This window comes from Mitsuaria sp. PDC51 (assembly GCF_900113225.1).
Lineage (GTDB): Bacteria > Pseudomonadota > Gammaproteobacteria > Burkholderiales > Burkholderiaceae_C > Roseateles.
In genome coordinates this window covers 390,508-407,338 of sequence record NZ_FOZE01000003.1, presented here as the reverse complement: position 1 = coordinate 407,338, position 16,831 = coordinate 390,508, and the positions used below count along the sequence as shown (strand labels likewise).

The following is a 16,831-nucleotide window of genomic DNA, read 5'->3' as shown; positions in this document are numbered from 1 at the left end:
GCGCGGGCGCGTTCCTCATCGGGGCGTCGAAGTGCCGGTCGCGGCGCTCAGTCCAGCTTCAGGAACTGCTCACGGTAATGGATCAGTTCGTCGATGGATTCGTGGATGTCGGCCAGCGCGGTGTGCTTCTGGGCCTTCTTGAAGCCTTCCATCGCGGACGGCTTCCAGCGGCGCGCCAGCTCCTTGAGCGTGGACACGTCCAGGTTGCGGTAGTGGAAGAAGTCTTCCAGCTTGGGCATGTAGTTGGCCAGGAAGCGGCGGTCCTGGCAGATCGAGTTGCCGCACATCGGCGACTTGCCGGCCGGCACGTAGGCCTTCAGGAAATCGATGACCTGCTGCTCGGCATCGGCCTCGGCGATCGTCGACGCCTTGACGCGGTCGATCAGGCCGCTCTTGCCGTGCGTGCCCTTGTTCCAGGCATCCATGCCGTCCAGCGTGGCGTCGGACTGGTGGATGGCGAAGACCGGGCCCTCGACGCGCACCGTCAGCTGCGCGTCGGTGACCACCACGGCGATCTCGATGATGCGGTCCTTGTCCGGAAACAGGCCGGTCATCTCCAGGTCGATCCAGATGAGGTTCTGGTCGTTCAGCGGCAGCACGGGGTTCTCGCTCATGGCGATGTCCTTGTCTTGTCGGGTCGGGTCTTGCGGCGACGGGGACCGGCGCCAGGCGCCGGCCGTCGGCCATCGGGAATGGCGCGGATTGTCGCAGCCTTGGCGGCCGGCGCGGCGACTCGCTCGCACCGGCATCGCGATCGGCCGCAACGCCCGTCGCCACGCAGAAAAACGTCGCATCCTTGACGGATCGCGCCCGCCGGGCCCCTGTTCCCGGGGGGTACGGCGTACGCGAGCGATGTCAGACTTGCCTCCAGGCACGCCGCCCACCACGGCAGTGCCCGAGGATCACAACAATGATGCGCGAGTCGTTGGACCCGGCCGGAACGGCCGGGATCGCCGGGCCCTCCGGCGCCCGCGGCATGGGAGGCACCGACACGCCGCCTTCCGCCGCCGCGGCGCCGGCCATTGCCCCGGGTGCGTCCCGGCCGGTCGCGGGACCGTCGGCGGAAATGCGCCGCTTCTCCGCGGGCCTGCGGGTGGTCACGGCGCTGATGTGCAGCATGCTGCTGATCTCCAGCAAGCCGGCGATCGACCTGGACGCGGGCTTCACGATGCTGGTCTACATCGCCTGGGCCGGCGTGCTGATGTGGTCGGACGCCCGCGAGCGTCCACTCGTGCCGGGCCTGGCCGCCTACTGGCTGGACGTGGCCTGGGCCTGCGCCATGATGTGGCACTTCAGCGTGGGCAACATGATGCTGATGCTGGCGCTGGTCCATCCGGTGGTGCTGGCCAGCATCGGCTACGGCGTCGGCCACGGCCTGCTGCTGGCCGCGGTGGCCACGCTGGCGATCGCGATCGATCCCGACGTCGGACGCGCGCCGCTGCCGACCGCCGAGCGCCTGGGCGGCGCCGCGCAATACCTGCTGCTGGTGCTGATCCCGGCCGCCGCGCTGCTGGCCCGCCCGATGCGCGCGCTGCACCGCCGCATCGCGCTGATCGACGAGATCGAAGCGGGCCTCGATCCCCGACGCGGCCTGGAGCCGCTGTGCGCCGAGCTGGTCGAGCGCCTGCGCCACGGCACGCAGGCGGACGTGCTCGCGCTGGTGCTGCCCAGCCGCATCGGCGCGCCGGCGGCGATCGCCAGCCGCGAGGACGGCGGCTTCCGCGCCCGGCCCGAGGTCCACCAGGCGCTGGAGCGCCTGCTCGCGCAGACCGGCACGCAGGCGCTGAGCTTCACCTCCCGGCGCTGGTGGGATCCGCGCGCCCGCGTCCGCGTCCATGCCGGCGCGCGCGCGCCGCGCACCCTGGTCGCGCCGCTGGAGGAACTGGCCCGCCTGCTCGATGTCGCCGGCCTGCACATCGCGCCGCTGACGCGCTACGACCGCCAGCATGGCCACATCGTGATCGGCTACCAGGGCCTGCGCGCCCACCGCCAGGACCTGCGCGCGCTGATCGACGCGATGCCCGAGCTGCTGCGCGTCATCGAGCAGGCCGCGCTGGTGGACCAGCTGCAGGACGAGAGCGCCTCGCACGAGCGCGTGCGCATCGGGCGCGACCTGCACGACAGCGCCATCCAGCCCTACCTGGGCCTCAAGTACGCGGTCGAGTGCGTCGCGATGCGCATCCCGGCCGAGAACCCGGCGCGGGCCGAGGTCGACGCGCTGGCCGAGCTGGTCAATGCCGAAGTGGCCTCGCTGCGCGAGCTGATCTCGGGCCTGCGCACCGGCGCGCGCGGCGGCGACAACGCGCTGGTGCCGGCCGTGCGGCGCCAGGCGCGACGCTTCGCGCTGCTGTTCGGCATCGAGGTCGAGGTCGAGTGCCCCGAGTCGCTGCCCAGCTCGCGCGCCCTGGCCGGCGCGCTGTTCCACCTGCTCAACGAGACCCTGAACAACGTGCGCAAGCACACGCAGGCCCGGCATGTGCGCATCGCGCTGCACGGCGAGGACGGCGCGGTGACGCTGCGCGTCGTCGACGACAGCGGCTCGGTCACCGGCCGCGCCGCGCCGGCCTTCCATCCGCATTCGCTGCATGAGCGCGTTGCCGAACTCGGCGGCTCGCTGACGATCTCGCGCCGGGACGGGCTCGACACCGAGCTGCTGTTCCGGATCCCGACCTGACCCCGCTTTCCGGACGCCGGGGAGGACGGCGTCCGACAGCCTCACAAGGAGAACGCCGATGACCGTGACCGTCCCACTCCCCGGCCTGGCGACCCGCCCCATCCGGGTCTTCGTCGCCGAGGACCACCAGATCACCCTCTGGGGGCTGAACCAGCTCATCGAGGCCTCGCGGCCCCGCATGGAGATGGTCGGCTGCGCCTCGACGCTGGACGAGCTGCTGTGCCACGACGGCCTGCCTGGCGCCGACCTGCTGCTGCTCGACCTGGACCTGGGCGGGCAGGACGCGGCCGCGGCCATGGACGCGCTGCGCCAGCGCGGCAACGCGCAGGTGCTGGTGCTGACCGGCGCCGACGACGCGGCCCTGCACCGCGGCGCGGTGATGCGCGGCGCGCGCGGCGTGGTGCACAAGTCCGCGCCGGCGGCGACCATCCTGCGCGCGATCGAGTGCGTCAGCGAGGGTCAGGTCTGGCTGCATCGCGCGCTGATGGGCGAGGTGCTGGGACTGCTCACCGACGGCGCGCCGCGGGCGGCGGCGCCGCGCGACCCCGAGGCCGAGCGCATCGCCAGCCTGACGCCGCGCGAGCGCGACATCATCGGCGTGCTGCTGCGCCAGGCCGGCGCGAAGCTGCTGTCGGTGGCCGACACGCTGCGCATGAGCGAGCACACCCTGCGCAACCACCTCACCACGATCTACGCCAAGCTGGGCGTGCGCGGGCGGCTGGAGCTGCACGTCTACGGGACCGCGCACGGCCTGGACCGCGAACCCGCCCGGGCGGCGGGGGGAGCATTGTCCTAGGCGGCCGGCTCGGCGCCTCCCTGGCGCGCGCGGGCACGGGAACGGACCATGGTCTCCCCACTCCCGCGCAGCGTCCCGAGGCCGCCATGCCGCACCTTCCCCGCCCGTCTCCGGGCCCCCTCGCCCGCGGCCCGTCCGGCCGGGTCGTGCCCCGCGCCACGCTGCGCCGCCAGGCGGCCAACGATCCGTTCGCCGCCGCGCCCCTGGCCGAGCCGCTGCGCCTGGCCGCGCTGCTCACGGCGCTGACCCTCGCCGCCGACGCGATCGGCATCGTCCTCGGCGACTGGCACCTGGCCGGCCGCGACCTCGCGGTGCTGGCCCTGGCCTTGGCCTCGCTGGGCACGCCGCTGCTGCTGCCGCGCTACCGGCATGACGCGCGCATTGCCGTCACGCTGCGCTGCGCGCTGCTGCTGCTCGTGTTCCAGGCCGCCGCGGCCTGCCTCAGCTACCTGCTGATCGCCCTGGCACCACCGCTCACCGATGCCCGGCTGGTGGCCTGGGACGCGGCGATCGGGCTGGACTGGCGCGTGCTGCGCGCGCGCCAGGCCGCGTTGCCCGCCTGGATGGGCGGCGCGCTGCAGGCGGCCTACGACAGCGGGCTGCCGCAGATCCTGGCGGTCGTGCTGATCCTCGGCCTGGGCGGTCACGGCGACCGGCTGCGCGGCTTCATGGGCCGCTACGTCGCGGTGACGCTGGCGGTGATCCTGCTGTCGGCACCGATCCCGGCGGCGGGCGCGTTCAAGCATTTCGGGCCCGAGCTCGGCCTGGCCGCGTCGGCCGACCAATGGCACTTCGAGGCGCTGCGCGACGGCCGCCTGCGCACGCTGGCGCTGGCGTCGATGCAGGGCCTGATCTCGATGCCCTCGCTGCACGCGGCCATGGCGGTGCTGCTGGCGCATGCGCTGTGGCGCACGCGCTGGGCCGCGCCGGCGATCGCGCTGAACGCGCTGATGCTGGCCGCGACGCCGGTGCTGGGCGGCCATTACCTCGTCGACGTCCTGGCCGGCGTGGCCATCGCGCTGCTGGCCATCGCCGCGATGCCGCATCCGGCCCCGCCGCCGCACCGGGCCCTGCCTCCTCGCCCCGGCCGTCGCGGGGACACGCCGATCCATGACCAGACAGGGAGTCCGCCATGACCCAGCCGTTGAACATCGAGGGCCGCCTCACCGAATGGCTGCTGCGCAGCTTCGCGCTGCTGGCGCTGGCCTTCGTGCTGGCCCGCTGGGGCTACGCCTGGTGGCAGGACCCGTCGCGCGGCACGCTGCTGCTGCTCATCGTCTCCGAGAGCTACACGCTGGCGCTGGTGCTGCTGGCGCGACGCGCCGAGCGCCGCGACCTGTCGCTGCCCGCGATCGCCGCCACGCTCTACGCGACCGGCTTCGTCGCGCTGCTCACGCCCAGCGGCACGCAGGCCCACGCGCCCGAATGGGTGGGCGCCTCGCTCCAGCTCGCCGGCCTGCTGTGGCAGTTCTCGGCCAAGGTCGCGCTGGGGCGCTCCTTCGGCCTGCTGCCGGCGCAGCGCGGCCTGGTCGTGCGCGGCCCCTACCGGGTGGTGCGTCATCCCATCTACCTGGGTTACCTGATCGGCCACGCCGGCTTCCTGCTCGTCAATGCCTCGCCCCGCAACGCCGCGGTGCTGGCCCTGCTGTACGTGGCGCAGGTCGTGCGCATGCGGCGCGAGGAAGCGGTGCTCGACGACGCGCAAACCGGCTACCGCGCCTACCGCCGCCGCGTGCCGTGGCGCCTGATCCCCTTCGTCTACTGAGCCGCGCCGCGCCGCGCGCCAAGGAGGAATCTCCCCCCTCGCCCGCCCGCAAGCTCCCGCGCGCCCGACGCGCCCGCTGCCTAGCATTCTTCCCATGAGCCCCCTGCCCACCGTCCCCGTCGTCCCGGCCCCGCCCAGCCCGTTCGGCGTCCTGCTGGTCGACGACCAACAGGCGGTGCGCGACGGCCTCTCGCGGCTCATCGCCTGCTCGCCGCGCACGCTGCGCTGCCTGGGCGCGGTGGCCACCGGGGAGCAGGCGCTGCTCGCCGCGCGGCAGCTGCATCCCGACGTCGTCGTCGTCGATGTCGACCTCAATGGCGAGGACGGCCTGGCGCTGCTACCGCAGCTGCTGACGCGGTCCCGCGTGCTGGTGCTGACCTGTCACGACGACAACGCCACGCGCGACCGCGCACTGCGCCTGGGCGCGCAGGCCTTCCTCGCCAAGCACCTGCCGGCCGCCGAGCTGCTCGGCACGCTGGTGCGGCTGGGCGGGCTCGGCCGCCCCGGCGCGGCGCCGCTCAGCGCCTTCGGTTCGCCCGCCGACGGTGCGTCCGCCGGTGCCGCGGACCAGGACAAAACTCCCCCCCGCCAAGGGTCAAGCTCCCCCCGCGCGATGGCGCCTTCCTCCGCTGCGCGCCGCGACCGCGATGCCTAGAGTGAACGCCATGGACACGCACCGCCACCCGATCCCCGCCACCGCGATCGCCACCGCGCTGATGCGCGACCAGCGCGCCGCCACGGCGATCGAGTACGGCCTGATCGCCGCGCTGATCGCGGTGGCGATCCTGGGCGCGCTGACGCTGACGGGCTCGTCGCTGGCGGCGCTGTACCAGTACTGGTCGTCGGCCGTGGTGGCCGCGCTCTGACATGAACACGCACAGGAACGAAGACGCGCCTCGCCGGCCGGCGTCCTCCCCCAACAGGCCGGCAGGGTATGGATCCGACCCCGATGGATCTCCTTTCCTCCCCACTTGAAGGAACTTCATCATGCAACTCCTCCCCATCGCCAAGGCCACCCGCGCCCTGAAGCAGTTCGGCCAGGACGACGAGGCCGTCACCGCGATCGAGTACGGCCTGATCGCGGCCTTGATCGCGGTCTTCATCATCGCGTCGGTCACGATCGTCGGCTCCAAGCTCGCGGCCGTGTTCACCGCCATCTCGACCGCGCTGACCACCGCGCTGTGACCGCGACGGCGCGGCCGCGCCGGCCCATGCCGGCCGCGCCCCTCGCGATCGACGCCCACCGCCCCCCGACCTTCCCCTGACCACCACCCCGAGGAGAGCCACCATGAACCTGCTGCACCGCCTGGATGCCCTGGCCCGCGACGACGAGGCCGTCACCGCGATCGAGTACGGCCTGATCGCCGCGCTGATCGCCGTCTTCATCATCGCGTCCGTGACCATCGTCGGGTCCAAGCTCGAGGCCGTGTTCACGGCCATCTCCGCGGCCATCACCGCCGCGCTCTGACCGGACCGCCGCCATGTCGTCCCCGGTGCCCACCCCGCTGCTGTTTGCATCGCTGGCCGCGCTCGCCCTCGTGCTGGGCGGGGCGGCGCGCAGCGACCTGCGCACGCGCCGGGTGGGCAACCGCTGGCTGGCCATGGGCGCCGCGCTGGCGCTGGGCCTGCATGCCGCGGCCACGGCGACCGGTCTCCCTGCATTGGCCGGCGCGCGCTGGTGGTCGCCGCTGGCCGGCGCCCTCACCGGCTTGGCGCTGATGCTGCCGATGTACCTGCTGCGCGCCACCGGCGGCGCGGACGTCAAGCTGGTCGCCGTCGTCGGCGCCTTCCTCGGCGCGAGCGCGGTGACCACCGCGTTCGTCTACACGCTGCTGGCCGGCGGCCTGCTCTCGCTCTTCATGCTGCGCGACGCGAGCGTGCTCACCCGGGTGATGGCCAACCTGCGCGCCCACCTCGCTGAACACCCGCGCGGCACGCCACCCCCCACCCCGCTGGCGCGCACCGCCGCGCGACTGCCCTACGCCGTCGCGATCGCGATGGGCACCGCCGCCGCGCTGGTCGCGCCACCGCTGATCTAGGACGGACGGCCCCCATGCACCTCCTCCAGTTCCCCCACGCGCCGGCGCCCCGTGGCGCGGCCAGCGCCGGCAGCCTGCCCGCCGCGCCGCAGACCCTCGAGGACACCGGCCTGTCCACCGGCTTTCTCACGGACCTGCTGGCCAAGACCCTGCTGCAGGGCGGCACCGGGCGCCTGGTCGAGCTCGGCACGCGCCTGTGCCTGGGCGGCGCGCTCGTGGACACGCTCTGCCAGGCGATGCGCCGCGACGGCCTGCTCGAGGTCACGCGCCGCGGCCAGAACGAAGCGGACGTCGAGTTCGAGCTGACGCTCGCCGGGCGGGCGCGCGCGCTGGATGCGTTCTCGCGCAGCGCCTACCTCGGCCCGGCGCCGGTGCCGGCCGAGGCCTACGCGGCACGCGTGCGGGCCCAGGCCGCCGACCGGCATCCGGTGACGCTGCGCGGCGCGCGCGCGGCCTTCGCCGGCGTGGTGCTGGCCGACGAGCTCGTCGACCGGCTGGGCACCGCGATGAACGCAGCCCGGCCGATGCTGCTGCACGGCCCGGCCGGCTCGGGAAAGACCTACATCGCGCGCGGTCTGGCCCGGCTGCTGCCCGGCCCGGTCGCGGTGCCGCACGCGATCAGCGTGCAGGACGAGGTGATCCGCGTCTTCGACCCGCTGTGCCACCGGCCGGTGAGCGCCGACCCGGGCACGAGCGGGACGCGCGGCGGCCTGGACAGCCGCCAGCGCGCCGACGCCCGCTGGATGCTGTGCGAGCGCCCCGTGGTCGCCTGCGGCGGCGAACTTACGCTGGAGATGCTGGACCTGGGCTTCGACCCGCGCGCCGGCTACTACGAGGCGCCGCCGCACCTGAAGGCCAACAACGGCCTGTTCATCGTCGACGACCTCGGCCGCCAGCGCGTCACGCCGCGCGAGCTGATGAACCGCTGGATCGTGCCGATGGAGCGCCGCCACGACCACCTCACGCTGCGCCAGGGCGCCCGCTTCACCGTGCCCTTCGAGCTGATGCTGGTGTTCTCCTCCAACCTGTCGCCGCGCGACCTGGACGACGCCTTCCTGCGTCGCATCGGCCACAAGATCGAGGTCGGTCCCGTCGACGCCCCGGCCTACGCCCGCATCTTCGAGGACGCCTGCGCCGACGAGGGCGTGCCCTTCGACGCCGCCGGCCTCGCGCACCTGCTCGAGCGGCTGCATCCGCGCCACGGCCGGCCGCTGCTGGCCTGCCATCCGCGCGACCTGCTGCGGCTCGTCGCCAGCCGCGCGCGTTATCTCGAGGTCGAGCCCTCGCTCGACGCCGGCCAGCTCGACTGGGCCTGGCACACCCACTTCGGCGACGCCGCCCCGGCGGCCGGCGCCGCCGCTTCCGCCACCGCCGATCCGTCCAGGAGGCAGCCATGAGATCCCGAGGCCTGTTGATGCTCTTCATCGCCGCGATCGCCGGTCTGGCCGCGGTCGTCATGGCCGCGCGCTGGATGCAGGGCCAGAACGGCAACCAGGGGCGCATCGCGATCGCCAATGCCGACATCGAGCTGGGCGGCCGCATCTCCCGCGAGATGGTGCGCATGGCCGACTGGCCGCAGGGCAGCGTGCCGGCCGGAGCCTTCGAGGATCCGGCCGCGCTCGAGGGCCGGGTCGTGCTGGTGGCGATGCAGCGCGGCGAACCGCTGACCGAGGCGCGGCTGGCGCCGGTCGGCACCAAGGGCGGCCTGTCCGCGGTCGTGCCCACCGGCAAGCGCGCGATGACGGTGCGGGTCAACGACGTCGTCGGCGTCGCCGGCTTCGCGCTGCCCGGCACCTACGTGGACGTGATGGTGAACACGCAGGACGAGGGCGGCGCGCGCAACGACCGCGACCACTCGATCTCCAAGATCGTGCTGGAGCGCATCCTGGTGCTGGCCGTCGCGCAGGAGGCCGACCGCGACACCACCCGGCCCAAGGTCGTCAACGCGGTCACGCTGGAGGTCTCGCCCGACGAGGCCGAGCTGCTGGACCTGGCGCGCAGCGTCGGCAACCTGTCGCTGGTGCTGCGCAACCAGACCGATCCGAAGTCCGCCGGCAACGGCAACGGCGCCACCAAGGCGGCGCTGCTGGGCCTGCAGGCGCGCCTGGAAGCGCCGCCGCCCGCGCCCGTCCCCGCCCCGGCGAAGCCCGCGCCGCGCCGCGTGGCGCCCGCCGCGCCGGCCGCGGCCCCGGTGCTCGCCTCGCACCGCGCCGGCTGCGTCGAATTGATCCGCGGCCTGGACAAGGTCACCGAGTGCTTCTGACCGGCCCGAGCGCACCCCGAGATCTCACAGAGACCGCCCAGAGACCGCCCCGAGGAGGAGACCGACCATGCCCACGCACCCGCACCCCCTCGCCACGATGGCGCCACGCGCCGCCGGCGCGCTGACCCTGGCGGCGCTGGCCGCGCTGCTGCCGGCGGCCCCGGTCCGTGGCGCGCCCGCGCCCGCCGCGGCGCCGGCCACGTCCACGGGCTCCACGCCGGCCCGGGCCGCGGCCGCCGGCGGTGCCGCGCCGTCCGGCGCCCCGATGTGCACCCGCGTGGAGACCGCGCCGATGGTGACGGTGCCGGTGGGCAAGTCCACGGTGCTGCGCCCGGCGCAGCCGGTCGCGCGCATCCTGCTCGGCAACCCGGAGAACGCCCGCGCCGCCCGGCCCGTCGAGACCAACGCGAAGAAGGACGAGGCCGGCGCCAAGGCCGGCGCGGCCGTGCAGGACACGCGCCCCGGCGTCGGCGAGGTCGACGTGCTGCTGCTCGCCCCCACCGAGATCTACCTGCTGGGCAAGGCGATCGGCTCGACCAACGTGGTCATGCTGGACCGCGCCGGCACCTGCACCGCCTTCGACGTGGTCGTGGGCATGGACACCGCCGCGCTGCAGGGCGTGCTGCAGCAGCTGCTGCCGGCGGAGCGCAACCTGCGCGTCAGCGCCGCCTTCGACTCCATCGTGCTGTCGGGCGAGGTGTCGGACAGCGAGGCGGTGACCCGCGCGGTGGACCTGGCCACCGCCTTCGTTCGCGGCGACGGCAAGGGCGGCGGCGCGCGCGTGGTCAACATGCTGCAGGTCGGCGCGCCGCAGCAGGTGATGCTGGAGGTCAAGGTCGCGGAGATCTCCAAGTCGCTGCTGGACGCCTTCGGCATCGACTTCGCGCGCGCCTACGCGCCGGGCGACGGCTCGATGGTGCGCTTCCTGGGCGGCATCTTCGGCGGCTCGGCCGGCCTGCTGGGGCAGATCACCGGCACCGGCCCCAGCGGCGTGCCCTACAGCTCGGTGGACGCGGTGGTCGGCGGACGGGTGCCGCTGCCCTCGATCAGCGGCGGCAACGTCACCGTCACCTACGACGCCTTCGGCCGTCCGACCTACACCACCACCTACGGCACCGTGCCCGGCCGCAGCGCCACCAGCGCGACGCTGAACATGCAGAAGACCGACGGCCTGGTGAAGGTGCTGGCCGAGCCGACGGTGATGGCCATCAGCGGCCAGACTGGCAGCTTCCTGGCCGGCGGCAAGATCCTGATCCCCGTGGTGCAGAACAACGGCGTGGGCGGCAGCACCGTCACGCTGGAGGAAAAGGAATTCGGCGTCTCGGTGAAGTTCACGCCGACGGTGCTGGGCGGCGGCCGCATCCACCTGCGCGTGCGGCCGGAGGTGTCCGAGCTCAACGCCTCCGGCGTGCAGATCAGCGCCGGCGCGCTGAACTCGGTGCTGCCCTCCTTCACCTCGCGTAAAGCCGAGACCACGGTCCAGCTGCTCGACGGCCAGAGCTTCGCCATCGGCGGCCTGATCAAGAACAACACGACGACCAACATCAAGGCCTTCCCCTTCCTGGGCGAGCTGCCGGTGGTGGGCGCGCTGTTCCGCAGCACGCAGTTCCAGACCGACCGCTCGGAGCTGGTCTTCGTCATCACGCCGCGGCTGGTGCAGCCGCTGCCGCCGGACTACAAGCTGCCCACCGACGGCTACACGCCGCCCACGCGCGGCGAGCTGATCCTGCAGGGGCGCCTGGAAGGACAGGCCCCGGCCGACGGCCGGGCCGACAGCCCTGCCGCCACTCCGCCGATGACCCCGGCCTCCCCCGCCAGGCCCGCGCCGGCGCGCGGCGGCTTCGACAAGGAGCAACAGCCATGACCCGCCCCGTCCTCCCCCGTCCGCATCGCGCCATCGCCGCCACCGCCGCGGCCTCGACCGCCGCCGCCCGCCGGCGGGTCCGGCGCGCCCGCGCGCTGGACCGCGCCGCCACCGGCGCCGGGCCTCTCGCGGCGCTGACGCTGTCGGTCGCCTCCGTCGCCTCGCTGGTCTTCCTGGTCGCGGCCGCGCTGCTGAGCGGCTGCGCCGCGACGACGACGCCGGCCTACGACCGGCAATTCGGCGACGCCACCCGCGCGCTGATGGCGCAGCAGGTCCTCGACCCCGGCGCGCCGTCGCGGCACGCCGCCAAGGGCACCCGGGTCGACGGCCGGCTCACCCGCGAAGCGGGCGTGCGCCTGGTCGACAGCTACAAGGCGCCGCCGCCGAGCAACGTCATCAACATCGGCGTCGGCGCGGGCGCGACGGATCGCTGAGGGCCTCCGTCCGCGCCCATCACCGAGCCGCACCGAGCCGCACCGAGCCGCATCGACACCCATCGAGCGCCGCCGAGAGCCACGCGATCCACCGCCCCCGGAGCATCACCATGACCGCGCCCGCCTCCTTCGCCCCACGCCTCCTGCCGGCTCCGGCGGCGCGCCGTGCCGGCGCCGCCGCGCGGCACCGCGGACAGCGCCAGCACGGCCGTCGCGCCCAGCGCGGCGCGGTGGCCATCGTGGTGGCGCTGCTGCTGGCGGTGATGGTGGGTTTCCTGGGCCTGGCGATCGACGGCGGGCGCCTGTACCTGGCCAAGACGGAGCTGCAGAACACCGCCGACGCCTGCGCGCTCGCGGCGAGCTACGAGCTGATCGGCGCGCCCGCCATCCCCGCCGACGCCTTCCCGCGCGCCGAGGCGGCGGGCCGCACGATCGCGCGGCAGAACCGCGTCGGCTTCCAGGGCTCGGGCGTGGTCGACGGCGACGTGGTCGTGGCCTTCGGCAGCTCGCTGGCCGCCGGCAGCCTGTGGAGCGCCGCCGGCGCGGCGGCGCCCGCGTCCAAGTACGTGCGCTGCACGCTCAACCGCGGCGGCTTCGCGCCCTACTTCATGCAGGTGATGGGCTTCGGCGCGCAGTCGGTCGCCGCGATCGCGACCGCGACGCTGACGCCGGCGCAGAGCAACTGCGCCGTGCCGCTGGGCGTGTGCCGCGCGGGCTCGGCCGGCGCCGGCGCGTCGCCGCCCTTCGGCCTGGTGCCCGGCACCTGGGTCAGCGGCCGCTTCAAGGACGGCGGCGGCAACTGGAACTGGATCGACTTCAGCCCGCCCAGCGGCGGCGAGAGCGAACTGGCGGCGCTGCTGACCGGCAACGGCATGTGCTCGCTCAACGTCACCGCGCCGGTGGGCGCGCCGGGCAACATGGGCAACGCCGCGGCCAAGGCCTGGAACACCCGCTTCGGGCTGTACCAGGGGTCCAGCAACGTGACCAACGCGCCGCCGGACTTCACCGGCTACGCCTACACGACGATCAACTGGCCCGCCGGCGCCAACGCGCGCCTGGACTTCCTGAGCCGGCGCGGCGCGCACGCGCCCTACGGCAGCAGCGTCGCCGCGGGCAACGCGGAAACCGGGCTGGCGATCAGCAACGCCTACAACCCGACCACCACCGTGGCACAGCACACGCAGTACGGCGCCGACCGCCGGCTGGTGGTGGCGCCCATCATCGACTGCGCCTCGCTGACCGGCGGCACGCACACGACCACCGTGCTGGGCTGGGGCTGCATGCTGATGCTGCAGCCGATCGACAACCCGAACGACACGCTGAAGATGGAGTACGTCGGCCTGTCGAGCGCCACCGGCAGCCCCTGCGCCTCCTCCGGCGTGGCCGGCGATTCCGCCAGCATCGGACCGATGGTCCCGGCGCTGGTGCAGTGAGGCCGCCATGTCCGCCGCCCGCCCTGCCCGCCTGCTTCCCTCGACGGCCGTGCCGGCGCGGCGCACCGTGTGCAGTGCGCGCGGCGCATGCGGCGTCGCCGCGGTCGAGCTCGCGCTGCTGATGTCGCCCCTGCTGCTGCTGGTCTTCGGCGCCAGCGAGCTGGGCCGCGCGGTGTTCAGCTACAACATGCTGGACAAGTCGGTGCGCGACGCCGCGCGCCACCTGTCGCAGCACGGCCCCGGCGACGCGACCATCGCCACCGAGGCACGCTGCCTGGCCGTCTACGGCACCACCGACTGCAGCGGCAGCGCGCTCGCGCCCGGCCTGACGACCGGCATGGTGACGATCTGCGACGCCACGCTGTGCCCGTCCACGCACGCCAACCAGCTGACCGGCAGCGGCACCGTCAACCTGGTCACGGCCAGCATCCAGAACTATCCCTACCGGTCGGTGGTGCGCTTCGTCGTCCCCGACATGAACTTCAACACCATCGCGGTGACGATGAGGGCCCAGCTATGAACCCCGCTTCCCGCACCCCGTCGACCGCCATGCCGCGCGCCATGGCGGTGGCCTTCGCGCGCCGGCGCCAGCGCGGCGCGGCGGCGGTCGAGTTCGCGCTGGTCTGCGGCCTGCTGAGCACGCTGGTGCTGGGCGTGATCGAGATGGGCCGGCTGCTGTGGACCTGGAACGCCGCCGTCGAGGCCACGCGCTACGGCGCGCGCCTGGCCGTGGTCTGCGACATGAACGACAGCCACATCAAGACCCGCATGATCTCGCGGCTGCCGACGCTGACCACCGCCAACATCCGCGTGACCTACCTGAACCCGCCGGCCGCGGCCAACACCTGCACGCCGGCGGACTGCAAGGCGGTGCAGGTCGCGCTGACCGGCTACTCGCACCGCGCCATGATCCCCTTCGTGCCGATGACCCTGACCTTGCCGGCGTTCGCGACCACGCTGCGCAAGGAGTACATGAACAGCGCCGCCAACGAGGTGTGCCAGTGAAAGTCAAGATCGTCACGCCCGACACGGCCCACGCCTTCGCCTGGACCGAGGCGCTGCGCGCGGAACCGGCCTTCGCAGTGGCCGCGCTGGAGCGGCCGCTGCGCGAGGTCAACGCCATCGTCAACGGCAGCCGGCCCGACCTGCTGCTGGCCGAGAGCGGCAGCGCCGAGGACTTCCTCGCGCTAGAGCGGCTGGCCATGGCGCATCCGGAAGTGGACGTGGTGCTGGTGGCGCCCGAGCTCTCGCCCGACTTCCTGATGCGCGCGATGCGCGCCGGCGTGCGCGAGGTGCTGCCCGCCCCGGCCTCCGGCGACGCGGTGCTGGCCGCGCTGCGGCGGCTGCAGCGCAAGCGTGGCGCCGGCGCCGCCGCGGCCGCCGCGCCGCCCCGCCATGGCGAGCTGCTCGCGCTGGTGTCGTGCAAGGGCGGCAGCGGCGCGACCTTCGTCGCGGCCAACCTGGCGCACCTGCTGGCCGCCGGCGGCCGGCGGCGCGTGGCGCTGATCGACATGAACCTGCAGTTCGGCGACGCCGCGCTGTTCCTGGGCAACCAGACCCCGCCCAGCCACGTCGCCGACGTGGCGCGCAACATCGGCCGCCTGGACGCGGACCTGCTGCAGTCCGCGATGACCGAGGCCGGCCCCGGCCTGTGGGTGCTGGCGGCGCCGGAGGATCCGGCGCACGCCGCCGACGTCACGCCCGCGCAGGTGCAGGCCATCCTGCGCCAGGCGCGCGAAGGCTTCGACTTCGTCGTCGTGGACGTGGGCCGCTCGCTCAGCGCGGCGACGCTGGCGGTGCTGGACGAGGCCGACCGGCTCTTCGCGGTGCTGCAGCTGACGCTGCCCTTCATCCGCGACGGCAAGCGGCTGCGCGAGGTGTTCCGCTCGCTGGACTATCCGGCCGACAAGGTCCGCTGGATCGTCAACCGCTACCAGAAGGACAGCCAGTTCAGCCTCGACGACCTGTGCCGCACGCTGGCGGTCGACGCGCCGATCACGCTGCCCAACCATTACGAGGCCGTCGCCGCGGCGGTCAACCAGGGCGTGCCGGTCGACACCATCGCGCCGGCCAGCAGCATCGCGCGGGCCCTGCGCGAGCTGGCCGCCGGCGTCGCGCCCGAGGCGCCGGTGCCGCAGCGGCGCTGGCTGTCGGGCCTGTTCCGGGGAGCATCCGCATGAAGGACATGACCATGACGCTGCGCGAGCGGCTGGGGGCCGCGGTGCCGGGTTTCGTGCCCGCCGACGGCGCGCCCGAGGACCTCGCCGGCGCGCCCACGCAGGCCTACCAGGCGACCAAGTTCCGCATCCACCAGCTGCTGCTGGGCCGGCTGGACCTGGAGGCGATGGACGGGCTGGGCGCGGACGCGCTGCGCGACGAACTGCGGCAGATGGTGGAGCGGCTGCTGTTCGAGGAGAACCTGGTCCTCAACGCCGCCGAGCGCCGTGCGCTGGTGCGCGACATCCAGTACGAGATGCTGGGCTTCGGCCCGATCGAGCCGCTGCTGGCCGATCCGACGGTGTCGGACATCCTCGTCAACACGCATGCGCAGGTCTACGTCGAGCGACGCGGCCGGCTGGAGCTCACCGACGTGCGCTTCGCCGACGACGACCACCTGCTCAAGATCATCGACAAGATCGTGTCGCGCATCGGCCGGCGCGTGGACGAGGCCAGCCCGATGGTGGACGCTCGGCTGCCCGACGGCTCGCGCGTCAACGCGATCATTCCGCCGCTGGCCATCGACGGGCCCATCCTCTCGATCCGGCGCTTCGCCGCGGTGCCGCTGAAGGCGGAGAACCTGATCGAGTTCAAGTCCATGTCGGCCGAGATGGCGCGTTTCCTGGCGGCGCTGTCGCAGGCGCGGGCCAACATCCTGATCTCGGGCGGCACGGGCTCGGGCAAGACGACGCTGCTCAACATCCTCAGCGGCGCGATCCCGCACAGCGAGCGCATCGTGACCATCGAGGACGCCGCCGAGCTGCAGCTGCAGCAACCGCACGTGGTGCGGCTGGAGACGCGCCCGCCCAACATCGAGGGCCGCGGCGAGGTGGCGCAGCGCGCGCTGGTGCGCAACGCGCTGCGCATGCGCCCGGACCGGATCATCCTGGGCGAGACGCGCGGCGCCGAGGCGCTGGACATGCTGCAGGCGATGAACACCGGCCACGAGGGCTCAATGACGACGGTGCATGCCAACACGCCGCGCGACGCGCTGGCGCGGCTCGAAAGCATGATCGCGATGGCCGGCGTGGACCTGCCGGCCAAGGCGGCGCGGGCGCAGATCGCCTCGGCCATCGGCGTGATCGTGCAGGCCAACCGCCTGTCCGACGGCACCCGCAAGCTGACCAGCATCCAGGAGGTCACCGGCATGGAGGGCGACACCGTCACCCTGCAGGAGATCTTCTCGTTCAAGCAGACCGGCGTGGCATCCAACGGCGCGGTGCAGGGCTACTTCAGCGCCACCGGCGTGCGCCCGCGCTGCTGGGACCGGCTCTGCGCGCGCGGGGTCGACCTGCCGCAGACGCTGTTCACGCCGATGCGGGTCGAGGTCTGAGGACCGAGGGAGC

General features: G+C 73.7%; 19 protein-coding genes. 18 read left to right on the top strand and 1 reads right to left on the bottom strand.

Annotated elements, in window-relative coordinates:
- Nucleotides 1-47 precede the first annotated feature (47 nt).
- On the bottom strand, nucleotides 48-614 hold the full coding sequence (gene orn, locus BM393_RS22285; RefSeq protein WP_091733105.1) for an oligoribonuclease: 567 nt from the start codon (nucleotides 612-614) through the stop codon (nucleotides 48-50).
- 452 nt (nucleotides 615-1,066) lie between these two features.
- Here orn and BM393_RS22280 point away from each other — a divergent pair, with 452 nt between their 5' ends.
- The 18 genes from BM393_RS22280 to BM393_RS22195 all read left to right on the top strand — a co-directional run bounded on the left by BM393_RS22280 (nucleotide 1,067) and on the right by BM393_RS22195 (nucleotide 16,818).
- Nucleotides 1,067-2,674 carry a sensor histidine kinase gene (locus BM393_RS22280; RefSeq protein WP_091733102.1) on the top strand — a complete coding sequence of 536 codons (1,608 nt, stop codon included), beginning with the start codon at nucleotides 1,067-1,069 and terminating at the stop codon, nucleotides 2,672-2,674.
- Between the two features lie 58 nt (nucleotides 2,675-2,732).
- The gene (locus BM393_RS22275) at nucleotides 2,733-3,470 is read left to right on the top strand and encodes a response regulator transcription factor (RefSeq protein WP_091733099.1); all 738 of its coding nucleotides are present in this window, start codon (nucleotides 2,733-2,735) and stop codon (nucleotides 3,468-3,470) included.
- Nucleotides 3,471-3,556: 86 nt separating this feature from the next.
- Nucleotides 3,557-4,606: a phosphatase PAP2 family protein gene (locus BM393_RS22270; protein ID WP_091733096.1), complete on the top strand. Its 1,050-nt coding sequence runs from the start codon at nucleotides 3,557-3,559 to the stop codon at nucleotides 4,604-4,606.
- Entirely contained in the window at nucleotides 4,603-5,235 is a 633-nt protein-coding gene (locus tag BM393_RS22265; protein ID WP_091733091.1) for an isoprenylcysteine carboxylmethyltransferase family protein, read from the top strand. The genes BM393_RS22270 and BM393_RS22265 overlap by 4 nt, the downstream gene beginning before the upstream one ends.
- A gap of 94 nt (nucleotides 5,236-5,329) precedes the next feature.
- Nucleotides 5,330-5,890: a response regulator transcription factor gene (locus BM393_RS22260; RefSeq protein ID WP_091733087.1), complete on the top strand. Its 561-nt coding sequence runs from the start codon at nucleotides 5,330-5,332 to the stop codon at nucleotides 5,888-5,890.
- Nucleotides 5,891-5,900: 10 nt separating this feature from the next.
- A complete protein-coding gene (locus BM393_RS22255; RefSeq protein ID WP_141225439.1) occupies nucleotides 5,901-6,101 on the top strand; it encodes a Flp family type IVb pilin in 201 nt (66 codons plus the stop codon).
- 121 nt (nucleotides 6,102-6,222) lie between these two features.
- Nucleotides 6,223-6,420 carry a Flp family type IVb pilin gene (locus BM393_RS22250; protein WP_091733084.1) on the top strand — a complete coding sequence of 66 codons (198 nt, stop codon included), beginning with the start codon at nucleotides 6,223-6,225 and terminating at the stop codon, nucleotides 6,418-6,420.
- Between the two features lie 103 nt (nucleotides 6,421-6,523).
- Nucleotides 6,524-6,703 carry a Flp family type IVb pilin gene (locus BM393_RS22245; protein ID WP_091733081.1) on the top strand — a complete coding sequence of 60 codons (180 nt, stop codon included), beginning with the start codon at nucleotides 6,524-6,526 and terminating at the stop codon, nucleotides 6,701-6,703.
- Between the two features lie 13 nt (nucleotides 6,704-6,716).
- Nucleotides 6,717-7,274 carry a prepilin peptidase gene (locus BM393_RS22240; protein ID WP_091733078.1) on the top strand — a complete coding sequence of 186 codons (558 nt, stop codon included), beginning with the start codon at nucleotides 6,717-6,719 and terminating at the stop codon, nucleotides 7,272-7,274.
- 14 nt (nucleotides 7,275-7,288) lie between these two features.
- A complete protein-coding gene (locus BM393_RS22235; RefSeq protein ID WP_091733075.1) occupies nucleotides 7,289-8,671 on the top strand; it encodes an ATPase in 1,383 nt (460 codons plus the stop codon).
- Nucleotides 8,668-9,537, top strand: coding sequence for a Flp pilus assembly protein CpaB (gene cpaB / locus BM393_RS22230; RefSeq protein WP_091733070.1), 870 nt, complete (start codon nucleotides 8,668-8,670; stop codon nucleotides 9,535-9,537). The genes BM393_RS22235 and cpaB overlap by 4 nt, the downstream gene beginning before the upstream one ends.
- A gap of 67 nt (nucleotides 9,538-9,604) precedes the next feature.
- A complete protein-coding gene (locus tag BM393_RS22225; protein WP_254783563.1) occupies nucleotides 9,605-11,401 on the top strand; it encodes a type II and III secretion system protein family protein in 1,797 nt (598 codons plus the stop codon).
- Entirely contained in the window at nucleotides 11,398-11,835 is a 438-nt protein-coding gene (locus tag BM393_RS22220) for a hypothetical protein (protein WP_254783562.1), read from the top strand. Before BM393_RS22225 ends, BM393_RS22220 begins: the two co-directional genes overlap by 4 nt.
- A 110-nt stretch (nucleotides 11,836-11,945) precedes the next feature.
- On the top strand, nucleotides 11,946-13,268 hold the full coding sequence (locus BM393_RS22215; protein WP_091733061.1) for a pilus assembly protein TadG-related protein: 1,323 nt from the start codon (nucleotides 11,946-11,948) through the stop codon (nucleotides 13,266-13,268).
- Between the two features lie 7 nt (nucleotides 13,269-13,275).
- Nucleotides 13,276-13,788 (top strand): TadE/TadG family type IV pilus assembly protein, encoded by a 513-nt coding sequence (locus BM393_RS22210; protein WP_091733058.1) that lies wholly within the window; start codon nucleotides 13,276-13,278, stop codon nucleotides 13,786-13,788.
- A complete protein-coding gene (locus BM393_RS22205; RefSeq protein WP_254783561.1) occupies nucleotides 13,785-14,273 on the top strand; it encodes a TadE family protein in 489 nt (162 codons plus the stop codon). The genes BM393_RS22210 and BM393_RS22205 overlap by 4 nt, the downstream gene beginning before the upstream one ends.
- A complete protein-coding gene (locus BM393_RS22200) occupies nucleotides 14,270-15,448 on the top strand; it encodes an AAA family ATPase (protein WP_091733055.1) in 1,179 nt (392 codons plus the stop codon). Before BM393_RS22205 ends, BM393_RS22200 begins: the two co-directional genes overlap by 4 nt.
- The gene (locus BM393_RS22195; RefSeq protein ID WP_254783560.1) at nucleotides 15,445-16,818 is read left to right on the top strand and encodes a CpaF family protein; all 1,374 of its coding nucleotides are present in this window, start codon (nucleotides 15,445-15,447) and stop codon (nucleotides 16,816-16,818) included. The genes BM393_RS22200 and BM393_RS22195 overlap by 4 nt, the downstream gene beginning before the upstream one ends.
- Nucleotides 16,819-16,831 lie beyond the last annotated feature (13 nt).

What these genes read in the sequence shown, in the direction of transcription:
- BM393_RS22280 (WP_091733102.1), top strand. Translation starts at nt 1,067, where the DNA reads ATGCGCCGCTTCTCCGCGGGCCTGCGGGTGGTCACGGCGCTGATGTGC.
- BM393_RS22250 (WP_091733084.1), top strand. Translation starts at nt 6,223, where the DNA reads ATGCAACTCCTCCCCATCGCCAAGGCCACCCGCGCCCTGAAGCAGTTC.
- BM393_RS22235 (WP_091733075.1), top strand. Translation starts at nt 7,289, where the DNA reads ATGCACCTCCTCCAGTTCCCCCACGCGCCGGCGCCCCGTGGCGCGGCC.
- BM393_RS22195 (WP_254783560.1), top strand. Translation starts at nt 15,445, where the DNA reads ATGAAGGACATGACCATGACGCTGCGCGAGCGGCTGGGGGCCGCGGTG.
- BM393_RS22220 (WP_254783562.1), top strand. Translation starts at nt 11,398, where the DNA reads ATGACCCGCCCCGTCCTCCCCCGTCCGCATCGCGCCATCGCCGCCACC.
- BM393_RS22255 (WP_141225439.1), top strand. Translation starts at nt 5,901, where the DNA reads ATGGACACGCACCGCCACCCGATCCCCGCCACCGCGATCGCCACCGCG.
- BM393_RS22260 (WP_091733087.1), top strand. Translation starts at nt 5,330, where the DNA reads ATGAGCCCCCTGCCCACCGTCCCCGTCGTCCCGGCCCCGCCCAGCCCG.
- BM393_RS22265 (WP_091733091.1), top strand. Translation starts at nt 4,603, where the DNA reads ATGACCCAGCCGTTGAACATCGAGGGCCGCCTCACCGAATGGCTGCTG.
- BM393_RS22210 (WP_091733058.1), top strand. Translation starts at nt 13,276, where the DNA reads ATGTCCGCCGCCCGCCCTGCCCGCCTGCTTCCCTCGACGGCCGTGCCG.
- BM393_RS22205 (WP_254783561.1), top strand. Translation starts at nt 13,785, where the DNA reads ATGAACCCCGCTTCCCGCACCCCGTCGACCGCCATGCCGCGCGCCATG.
- BM393_RS22240 (WP_091733078.1), top strand. Translation starts at nt 6,717, where the DNA reads ATGTCGTCCCCGGTGCCCACCCCGCTGCTGTTTGCATCGCTGGCCGCG.
- BM393_RS22215 (WP_091733061.1), top strand. Translation starts at nt 11,946, where the DNA reads ATGACCGCGCCCGCCTCCTTCGCCCCACGCCTCCTGCCGGCTCCGGCG.
- BM393_RS22275 (WP_091733099.1), top strand. Translation starts at nt 2,733, where the DNA reads ATGACCGTGACCGTCCCACTCCCCGGCCTGGCGACCCGCCCCATCCGG.
- cpaB (WP_091733070.1), top strand. Translation starts at nt 8,668, where the DNA reads ATGAGATCCCGAGGCCTGTTGATGCTCTTCATCGCCGCGATCGCCGGT.
- BM393_RS22270 (WP_091733096.1), top strand. Translation starts at nt 3,557, where the DNA reads ATGCCGCACCTTCCCCGCCCGTCTCCGGGCCCCCTCGCCCGCGGCCCG.
- orn (WP_091733105.1), bottom strand. Translation starts at nt 614, where the DNA reads ATGAGCGAGAACCCCGTGCTGCCGCTGAACGACCAGAACCTCATCTGG.
- BM393_RS22245 (WP_091733081.1), top strand. Translation starts at nt 6,524, where the DNA reads ATGAACCTGCTGCACCGCCTGGATGCCCTGGCCCGCGACGACGAGGCC.
- BM393_RS22225 (WP_254783563.1), top strand. Translation starts at nt 9,605, where the DNA reads ATGCCCACGCACCCGCACCCCCTCGCCACGATGGCGCCACGCGCCGCC.